An 8,788-nucleotide genomic window follows, 5' to 3' on the forward strand; every position below is an offset into this window, starting at 1 on the left:
CGCGAAGTCGAGCCAGGGGATGAAGATTCTTTCCTCCATCGCGTGCCGACCCATTTTGATCCAGCGCAATGACAATGCCGCGATTTACGCCGAGACAATAGCCTTTGCCCAAAGGAGCGAGGCCATGATCGATATCGACCAATCCCACCCCGAGTTCGTCATCCTGCACCCTGAAGGTGCCTTGTCGAAGGCAGACTTTGCCGAGCTGACGAAAGCCATCGACACGCGCATCAACGAGACCGACCGTGTGCCCAATCTCGTGATTTGCCTGGAGAAGGTGCCGCATTGGGACAGCATCGGCGCGCTGGCGAGCCATTTCAACTTCGTGAAGGTGCACCAGAAAGTGGTGAAGAAAGTTGCCGTGGTAGGCGATTCCCCGCTGCTCTCGGTTGCGCCCGAGATCGCCAATTTCTTCGTCTCCGCCACAGTCCGCCGTTTCCCCTCTCACAAGCTGGAGGATGCCAAGGCCTGGGCCGCGGCGACGGAGGACGACCCCGGCCATTTCGAGACCATCGATGGCTTGCCGCGCGACGTGGTGGCAGTGCGCGCGGTGGGCATCATCACCGGCGAGGACTACCGCGAGATGCTGCTGCCGCTGGTGCAGGAAAAGCTCAAGGAGCATGACAAGCTCAAATGCCTGTTCGTGCTGGACCACGACTACACCGCATACACCGGCAGCGCCGCGTGGGAGGACACCAAATTCGATCTTGCCCTGCTGCGCGACTTCACCCGCGTGGCGGTGGTGACCGATGTCGAATGGATGGTGAAAGCGTTCCGCCTGTTCGGCCCGCTGATGCCCTATGACTTCCGCCTGTTCGGGCTGGCCGAGCTGGAAGAGGCGAAGGGCTGGATCAAGCGCTAGCCGGTTTCCATTCCTTCTTTCCCATCGCCCCCGTCAAGGCCAAGGCGGCGGTGCCAGTCGATCCGCGCCAGCAGCACCAGCGCGGCGAGCATGGCGACCTGCAGGGCGATGCCAAGCGGGCTGGACAGTTCCTCGCGCAGCACCTCGCCCATGCTGGTCGACCGGATGCCCTGCGCGGTAATGCCGTAGAGCGTGTAGGAGACCAGCCGCCCAGCGAAGAAAGCGGCGGTAAACGGCACCAGCCGCAACTGCGCGAGCCCCGCCGCTTCGAACAGCTGGGCCGAGGGGACCGGCGAGAGCGCAAACAGGCCGAGCGCGAGCAGCGTGTTGCGCTGCCGCCGCTCCAGCGCCTGCCGCGCGGCGGCGAGGTTGGCGTGCACCCTGGTCGAAAGGAACCTCGTCCCCAGCGCGCGCGTGGCATGGGCCAGCAGGAACCGCCCCGAAGCCGCAGCGACCGCCCCCAGCCCGACCAGCGCGGGCAGTTCCAGCTCCGTATTGAAAGCATAGAGCGCGATGATCGACCACGTCGGCGGCCCGAATGCGGGCTGCAGGTTCACGCCGAGGACGAGAGCGAAGAAGAGGAGGTATTCGGTCATGGGTGCCATGCGTCAGGAACGCCCGGCAGGCGCATGTGTCAAGTTGCCGCGAGCGATGGGGTGAACTGCATCGACCGCCCCCAGGCGCAAGAAGACGCGATTGCGTGATGTAAGGCACCAATGCCCGACTGCGCATGGAGAGGCCCGGCGGAGAGGCTTTCCGAGGCCCCTCCATTGCCGGGCCGGTCGTTGTCACCGGGGGACGCCCGTCCCTTTCGGCGTTGCCGTTGGCGTCGGCGTAGGCTTCGCCGTGTCGCTCTTCATGGCGTCGTCCAGCGCACGCTGGCGATCGGGGTTGGCATAGACCCGATCCTTCTTCTTGGTCACCGTGGCCTGGTCAATGCCCTTCTCGACATCGCTCTTCTTGTGCCAGTCGGAGCTTTCCTTCTTCGGATCGGCTGCGGTTGCGCCACCGCTCACAGCGACAGCTGCCAATGCAATGCCAATAAAGACCTGTTTCATGGCTTTCTCCTTTCGCGGGACTGATCTCCCGTTTCGAAAGGTAGCTGCGCATGTGGAGGCTTCACGTGACCGGCATCACGCCCAGACGCTTACTCTGAGCAAACCTGGTTCCAAACCCGTCATCCCCGCGCAGGTGCATGCAACGCCTCAGCGGCAGGCCAGGCGCTCAGCCAGTCGCGATCTGCCCAGCCTCTTCGGCGGCGCGGGCCTCGGCCTTTTCCTGCACGATCTTCTCGCGCTGCTGGGCCACCGCGCGGGCCTGGTCGGCGAGGCCGCGCCAGGTCTTTTCCGCCCGCAGCTCGCGATCGCGCACATTGTCCAGCGTCGCCGCTTCGGCCGCAGCGGCCGCTTCGCTGGCGCGCGCGGAATAGAATTCGTAGGACTGGTGCATGAGCGCTCTCCGCGGGATCGGGATAGGTGCCCCCGCCGCCAGCGCTGGGCCGCGCGGCGGGGGCGTGTGTTCGTGTCGCCAGGCGATCAGTCGGCAGCCGACAGGTTGACGGCGCTTTCCTTGCCGTTGCGGCCGATTTCCACGTCGTAGTTGAGGCGCTGGTCCTTATCGAGGCCGGTCATGCCGGCCGCCTGCACGGCGGTGATGTGGACGAAGCTGTCGTTCGAGCCATCGTCGGGCTGGATAAAGCCATAGCCCTTGTCGGTGTTGAAGAATTTCACGGAGCCAGTCTTGGCCATAGGTCGTTCCTTTCAAGAACGTATGTGTTGCCCACGCGCAGGATTGCGCATGGGCCGTGCGTCTAATCGTTCAGATGAAAGGGAAATCGTCGCCTGGTTTACGCCGGGGCCCCGAATGCTTTCCAACAATCGACTGGAAAGGGGCAAGCGGCGGTATGCAAATCTCGATGTCCGTCGCAAAATTCGACGTCAGCGGGGAGCGTGTAGCACGGGTGGGCTGGTTTGCCTAATGGTTGGTCGGGCGAGGGTCTCAGGCCGTTGGCGCTCAAACGGCTTGGGACGAGCTAGTCGAAGGCGCGGGATTTTGGCTCACACAAAGGCACGAAGGCACAAAGAGGCATGCACCCCCTGTCCCACCTTGCCCGTCGCCCCGGCGCAGGCCGGGGCCCAGATGCCGTTTCATTGATGACCGAGGTTAGCTGGATCCCGGCCTGCGCCGGGATGACGAAAAAGGGTGGCAGGCAGTTAGAAACCGGTCTTCGCGCCTTGGCGTCTTGGCGCGAACCAAGCGGGGCGCTCACAGAGAGGCTTTGCATCTCGAATTGAGTATACTGTCCCCAGAACTCGCTAATAGCCCCGAAAGCAATGAAATTACTCTTCGACCAGCCGCATCGCCTTCTCGATCCGCCCGGTGTCAGGTGGGGGCAAACCATATGCATCACGAACTTGGGTCCAATATCTAACGACAAGCGGCTCCAAGGACCGGCGATCGAAGGAGACTACTTCATCCTCTACCTCAACCCGATCTTCCACCGCCTGTGGGTCTCCGTAGATGGGATTCGGGAGAGGCCAATGACTACCTAACAATCCAGTAACGCCTAGACGGATTTTCATCGGAAATTTGGTGCCAGATTTGGTCATTCTGACGAGCTGGTGCGCCAAGAAGCTGGCTACCCCGCCGAACATGTCGTCACCCTCAATCATAAGCTTATTACGCCACTGAGCAACGATGAAACGATCTATTGCCCAAACCTCGCCCGTGTCCAAAAACAGCATGGTACCGTTTGGTGAGTCGGCAAGTTCCGGTCTCACAATGCTACCTTGGTAGGTTAGGAAGCCCCCAGTAGTCCTACCCCATGAAATTCCCGAAACATGTCCAAGGAGCGATGAGTGTTCGATCTCGTGCGGTCGCACCCATTCTTTCGGCAGTATCCTTGCGTATCGAGTAGGTGCGGTTGGAAAGGATTTCTGGCCAGGACCATGTCCTGGCTCGTTTATCGTAAACTGCTCTCCCTCTTCGAACCAGATCGCTGGGTTCATGGGGTTTGCGCTTCGCCATAAAGGCCAATTCTCTTCCGGGGGTGCTACTGGCGATATTGCCCCCAACGCGTCAGACAACTTCTTGGCGAGCTTGAGCCGCTCCTCTCTTAGTGCCTCAGTCGAAGCTCCCACTGGCAGATGATAACTGAGCGGACCGCGTCGTCCACGCATATCGAACGGTAGATGTTCAATCGAGCAGTCAGTTATTGCTGTATTCCAGACCTGAATTACGCGCTCGAGACCAAGCGCCCTCTTTGCATATCCAAGTTCGATGAGCACGTTCGGATTTTGAACATGCCTTCTCCCGCCTAGCGAGCTCACGATCCCGATGGGTGTCACATCAGCGACAAACGCAGTTGCGTTCTCGATCTTCTGCAAAATCGACGCAACAATGTCGGGACTTCCAGAAAGGCCTTTGGTGTCGTGATCTATCGAAAGACTTGAATCAGGTCGCTCCGCGGGATCGACAGACGAGTTGATCTCGCGCACAGCAACTTCAAGAGCGTCCTTAATTAGACCTCTGGTCTCACGGTGAGAAACATCGCTCTGCCAAGACCAGAAAACACTGGGCATGATCCTCTCTCCAGGCCAGTCAATCAGCCGCCTTCACATACAAATCGCCACCCTCGCGGTACTTCTCTGCCATCTCCTCCATCCCCTTCAGCGCCGCCTCACGGCTCGCAGCCGCCGCCTCGGCTCCGCTCTGCACGCTCGCGAGGAACCCGTCCGCGCCCTGGTTCTGCTTGCTAGCGAAATCCCGCACGTCCTGGCTGATCTTCATGCTGCAGAACTTCGGCCCGCACATGCTGCAGAAATGCGCGGTCTTGGCGCCCTCGGCAGGCAGCGTCTGGTCGTGGTATTGCTCGGCCGTGTCGGGGTCGAGCGAGAGGTTGAACTGGTCGCGCCAGCGGAATTCGAAGCGGGCCTTTGACAGCGCGTCGTCGCGGACCTTGGCGGCGGGGTGGCCCTTGGCCAGGTCGGCGGCGTGGGCGGCGAGCTTGTAGGTCACCACGCCCACCTTCACATCGTCGCGGTCGGGCAGGCCCAGGTGTTCCTTGGGCGTGACGTAGCAGAGCATCGCCGTGCCGTACCAGCCGATCTGCGCCGCGCCGATGCCGCTGGTGATGTGGTCATAGCCCGGCGCGATATCGGTGACGAGCGGGCCGAGGGTGTAGAACGGCGCTTCGCCGCACACCTCCAGCTGCTTGTCCATGTTCTCCTTGATCTTGTGCATGGGCACGTGGCCCGGCCCTTCGATCATCACCTGCACATCCTGTTTCCACGCGCGGTGGGTCAGCTCGCCCAGCGTGTAGAGCTCGGCGAATTGCGCTTCGTCATTGGCGTCGGCGATGGAGCCGGGGCGCAGGCCGTCGCCCAGCGAATAGGCGATGTCATAGGCCTTCATGATCTCGGTGATCTCGTCGAAGCGTTCGTAGAGGAAGCTCTCCTTGTGATGCGCGAGGCACCATTTCGCCATGATGCTGCCGCCGCGGCTGACGATGCCCGTCACGCGATTGGCGGCGAGCGGGACATAGGGCAGGCGCACGCCGGCGTGGATGGTGAAATAGTCGACGCCCTGCTCGGCCTGCTCGATCAGCGTGTCGCGGAAGATCTCCCATGTGAGGTCTTCGGCGACGCCGCCGACCTTCTCCAGCGCCTGGTAGATCGGCACGGTGCCGATGGGGACGGGGCTGTTGCGGATGATCCATTCGCGGGTGTCGTGGATGTTGCGGCCGGTGGAAAGGTCCATCACCGTGTCCGCGCCCCAGCGGATCGACCAGACCATCTTGTCGACTTCGTTCGCGACGTCCGATGCCACCGCACTGTTGCCGATATTGGCGTTGATCTTGACCAGGAAGTTGCGGCCGATCGCCATCGGCTCGCTTTCCGGGTGGTTGATGTTGCTGGGGATGATCGCCCGCCCGCGCGCAACCTCGTCGCGAACGAATTCGGGGGTGATGACATCGGGGATGCTTGCGCCCCAGCTTTGCGCACCGGCGCGGTTGGCGGCGATCAGCTCCGCCGCCATTTCGCGCCCGAGGTTCTCGCGCTCGGCGACATATTCCATCTCGGGCGTGATGATGCCGCGGCGGGCGTAGTGCATCTGCGTGACGTTCTGGCCAGCCTTCGCGCGGAGGGGGCGCTTAACGACATTGGGGAACGCCGGGACGCCGCCCGAACGATCCGGCCCGAGCTGGCCGTTATCCTCCGGCTTCACCGCCCGCGCGTCATATTCCTCGACATCGCCGCGCGCGCGTATCCAATCGCTCCGCAAGGAAGCCAGGCCGGCCTGGATATCGATGTTCGCCTCGGGGTCGGTGTAGGGGCCGCTCGTGTCATAGACCCGCACCGGGGCCTCATCGCCCTCGAGGCTGATCTCGCGCATGGCGACGCGCACGCCGCTGCCGGTGCGGGCGCCGACATGAATTTTCTTCGAGCCGCGGATGGGCCCGGTAGTGACGCCGATTTCGAGCTTGGAATTGATGTCTGCCATGGGGAGGGTCGGTCTTTCTCTTGGAGGAAATCAGAGGGTGTTGAGCCGCGAAAGCGCGGCGAAGAGGAGCGCAGCGCCGAGCAAAGCGTCGAGCCCGGCGATGAGACCGGTCTTGCCGCCCAGCACCTTGCGGCCAAGGCCCAGCATCCGGTCAGGTGCAGTGATGAAAAACAGGCCCTTCGCCACTGCCAGCCCGCCGATGACGGTGACGAGCACGCTGAGCCAGTCGCCAGGATTCCACGGATTCACGAGATAGATCGCCGCGCCCAGCATGAAGGTGAACGCCCCTGTCACAAAGCACAGCGCCGGCGACGCCCCCAGACCCTCAACCAGCCGCGCCCAGCTGCCCGGTGAGCGCAGTTCGGCCACGCAGGCGGCCAGGACATAGAGCCCGACGAAAAAAGCAATCCACGCGGATGTGTCTGCTGCAGTTGCCATGGTGCCTCTCCTCATTCGCACGCCGCAGCGCAGGAAGGATAGGGAAGGTCCTGTGGCTTCTACCACCCTTCCCTCCGCCCGCGCTAACGGGATCAGGTTCGACGGGTCGTGGGGCGCTAAACCCACCTCTCAGCGCAAGCGCGCTCCCCGGGGATAGATCGGGAGATAGGCCTCAGCGACGGTCGGGTAAAGGTCCTTCGCCTGCCAAGCCGCAGATACCTTGCTCACCTAGCGGGCGCGGGTGCCTCCATTGTCGCCGTGTCGAGAGGCAAAAGCGCTGCAAGGGAGCGTCCTTGATTCGATTGACGCCATCGCAGAAGCGGCGCATCTGCTGATACGGAGAGTCGGGACAACCGACCGCTCAAGGGCCGCCCTAAACCGCACTTTGAACTCGTCTTCTGAGGGCAAATCGCGCGGGGCCACACAGTCTCCCCCGCGCCGACTTATGGGGAGATAATCGATGAACAACTCTTTGCACGCTGCACGCAGCACCCTTCTTCTCGGCGCGGCCGGGATTGCCTTTGCGCTGGGGGCTTTCGGAAGCACTCCGGCCCGCGCGGACGATTGCCTGCTAGACACCAACAACGATGGCAATGCCGATACCAATGTCGATACCGACCTCGGGGCAAACTCCGGCGGGATCGATACCCAAACTGCATGCGGCAACGGGGCCAGCGCAACCGGCACCGGAGCCACGGCTCTTGGCAGCAATGCCATTGCCAGTGGCAGTTACACCATCGCCATCAGTACAGGGATCTCGCTCTACAACGCCGAAGCGACCAGCAATTCCGCCATCGCTATCGGGACCGACAGCAACGCGAACGGGGTGTACGCGATCTCGCTGGGCACTTACTCCACGGCCAGTGCGACCTCGGCGGTGGCAATCGGGAACTACGTCAACGCCGGGCTTTACTCGATCGCCATCGGCGGTGACGGCACCGACACTGGTGCCGTGGGCGCGCAGGCAACAGCCACCAATTCGGTCGCGATTGGCACGGATTCATCCTCCAATGGCGGGTTCTCGACTGCTCTTGGATCGGGGGCAACGTCAGATTCCGCCAATGCCACTGCGATCGGGGCTAACGCCGTCGCATCGGGGCTAAGGTCCTTCGCAGGCGGGAACGGGGCGGACGCAACGGGCAGCGACTCGGTCGCTCTTGGCAACAATGCGCAAGCCACCGGCAGCAACGCCATCGGCATCGGCAATGGAGCCAATGCCAGCAACACCCAGGCAATCGCAATTGGTCAAACGGCTACTGCCAGCAGTGTTCAGAACATCGCAATCGGTAACAACGCGACCAGCACCGACGGATTCGGTGTCGCTATCGGTTCCTCCGCGACTGCTGGCGCAGAGGCGGTCGCCCTCGGGTTGAGCGCGCAAGCCACGGCAACGGGACAGACTGCTGTTGGTGGCAGCACCGTGGCGAGTGGCACCCGCGCCACAGCCATTGGTCGCGGCTCAAATGCGACCGGAGAATACTCGGTGGCGATCGGCACCGACGATACCGATGGTTCAGCCATCGGTGCGGTCGCGAGCGGTGCAAGGTCGATAGCGCTAGGCGTGGAAACCGTCTCCACGGCCAATGATGCACTAGCAATAGGCGGCTATGTGACCGCGTCCGGCCTCTCCTCGATCGCCCTGGGCAGCGACGGAGACGACGGCGACACGCTGGGTGCACAGGCATCGGGCGACCGGTCCATGGCCCTGGGCGCCGATGCTGTATCGAGCGCTGCAGATGCAATCGCGATGGGTTCGACCGCCATGGCCACAGGCACCAACGGTATTGCCATCGGTCGGCTGACCGAGGCCACCGGGGGCCGGGCCATCGCCATCGGGGTGTTTTCCGATGCGACGCAGTTCAACTCCATCGCCATCGGCGGGTTCTCGACCTCCAACGCTGAAGGCGCCATCGCCATTGGCGGTGATGGCGACGATGGCGATACGCTGGGGGCGCAGGCGACCGCCGCGCGGGCGGCTGCCTTTGG

8 protein-coding genes, 1 pseudogene and 1 riboswitch are annotated in these 8,788 nt (G+C 62.7%); of the genes and pseudogenes, 2 read left to right on the forward strand and 7 right to left on the reverse strand.

Annotation, left to right across the window (positions count from 1 at the left end; translation table 11 throughout):
- Positions 1 to 124 precede the first annotated feature (124 nt).
- Positions 125 to 862 carry a SpoIIAA family protein gene (locus QPW08_RS13045; protein WP_284126246.1) on the forward strand — a complete coding sequence of 246 codons (738 nt, stop codon included), beginning with the start codon at positions 125 to 127 and terminating at the stop codon, positions 860 to 862.
- On the opposite strand, the gene QPW08_RS13050 is transcribed toward QPW08_RS13045, so the two are convergent.
- The 7 genes from QPW08_RS13050 to QPW08_RS13080 form a co-directional block, all read right to left on the reverse strand.
- Entirely contained in the window at positions 859 to 1,458 is a 600-nt protein-coding gene (locus tag QPW08_RS13050) for a hypothetical protein (protein ID WP_284126247.1), read from the reverse strand. The two genes, QPW08_RS13045 and QPW08_RS13050, sit on opposite strands and share 4 nt — an antisense overlap.
- Before the next feature lie 192 nt (positions 1,459 to 1,650).
- On the reverse strand, positions 1,651 to 1,920 hold the full coding sequence (locus tag QPW08_RS13055; RefSeq protein WP_284126248.1) for a hypothetical protein: 270 nt from the start codon (positions 1,918 to 1,920) through the stop codon (positions 1,651 to 1,653).
- A 166-nt stretch (positions 1,921 to 2,086) separates the two neighbouring features.
- Positions 2,087 to 2,311 (reverse strand): hypothetical protein, encoded by a 225-nt coding sequence (locus tag QPW08_RS13060; protein WP_284126249.1) that lies wholly within the window; start codon positions 2,309 to 2,311, stop codon positions 2,087 to 2,089.
- Between the two features lie 86 nt (positions 2,312 to 2,397).
- The gene (locus tag QPW08_RS13065; RefSeq protein WP_284126250.1) at positions 2,398 to 2,610 is read right to left on the reverse strand and encodes a cold-shock protein; all 213 of its coding nucleotides are present in this window, start codon (positions 2,608 to 2,610) and stop codon (positions 2,398 to 2,400) included.
- A gap of 591 nt (positions 2,611 to 3,201) precedes the next feature.
- Entirely contained in the window at positions 3,202 to 4,443 is a 1,242-nt protein-coding gene (locus tag QPW08_RS13070) for a hypothetical protein (RefSeq protein WP_284126251.1), read from the reverse strand.
- A 19-nt stretch (positions 4,444 to 4,462) separates the two neighbouring features.
- A complete protein-coding gene (gene thiC, locus QPW08_RS13075) occupies positions 4,463 to 6,364 on the reverse strand; it encodes a phosphomethylpyrimidine synthase ThiC (protein ID WP_284126252.1) in 1,902 nt (633 codons plus the stop codon).
- 30 nt (positions 6,365 to 6,394) lie between these two features.
- Positions 6,395 to 6,802, reverse strand: coding sequence for a hypothetical protein (locus tag QPW08_RS13080; protein ID WP_284126253.1), 408 nt, complete (start codon positions 6,800 to 6,802; stop codon positions 6,395 to 6,397).
- Between the two features lie 52 nt (positions 6,803 to 6,854).
- Positions 6,855 to 6,962, reverse strand: a riboswitch (TPP riboswitch).
- Between the two features lie 300 nt (positions 6,963 to 7,262).
- On the opposite strand from QPW08_RS13080, the pseudogene QPW08_RS13085 reads away from it, so the two are divergent.
- Positions 7,263 to 8,788, forward strand: a pseudogene (locus QPW08_RS13085) (hypothetical protein); the annotation flags it as partial.

The organism is Parerythrobacter aestuarii (genome assembly GCF_030140925.1).
Taxonomy (GTDB): Bacteria; Pseudomonadota; Alphaproteobacteria; order Sphingomonadales; family Sphingomonadaceae; genus Parerythrobacter; species Parerythrobacter aestuarii.

What these genes read in the sequence shown, in the direction of transcription:
- QPW08_RS13045 (WP_284126246.1), top strand. Translation starts at nt 125, where the DNA reads ATGATCGATATCGACCAATCCCACCCCGAGTTCGTCATCCTGCACCCT.
- thiC (WP_284126252.1), bottom strand. Translation starts at nt 6,364, where the DNA reads ATGGCAGACATCAATTCCAAGCTCGAAATCGGCGTCACTACCGGGCCC.
- QPW08_RS13050 (WP_284126247.1), bottom strand. Translation starts at nt 1,458, where the DNA reads ATGACCGAATACCTCCTCTTCTTCGCTCTCGTCCTCGGCGTGAACCTG.
- QPW08_RS13065 (WP_284126250.1), bottom strand. Translation starts at nt 2,610, where the DNA reads ATGGCCAAGACTGGCTCCGTGAAATTCTTCAACACCGACAAGGGCTAT.
- QPW08_RS13055 (WP_284126248.1), bottom strand. Translation starts at nt 1,920, where the DNA reads ATGAAACAGGTCTTTATTGGCATTGCATTGGCAGCTGTCGCTGTGAGC.
- QPW08_RS13070 (WP_284126251.1), bottom strand. Translation starts at nt 4,443, where the DNA reads ATGCCCAGTGTTTTCTGGTCTTGGCAGAGCGATGTTTCTCACCGTGAG.
- QPW08_RS13080 (WP_284126253.1), bottom strand. Translation starts at nt 6,802, where the DNA reads ATGGCAACTGCAGCAGACACATCCGCGTGGATTGCTTTTTTCGTCGGG.
- QPW08_RS13060 (WP_284126249.1), bottom strand. Translation starts at nt 2,311, where the DNA reads ATGCACCAGTCCTACGAATTCTATTCCGCGCGCGCCAGCGAAGCGGCC.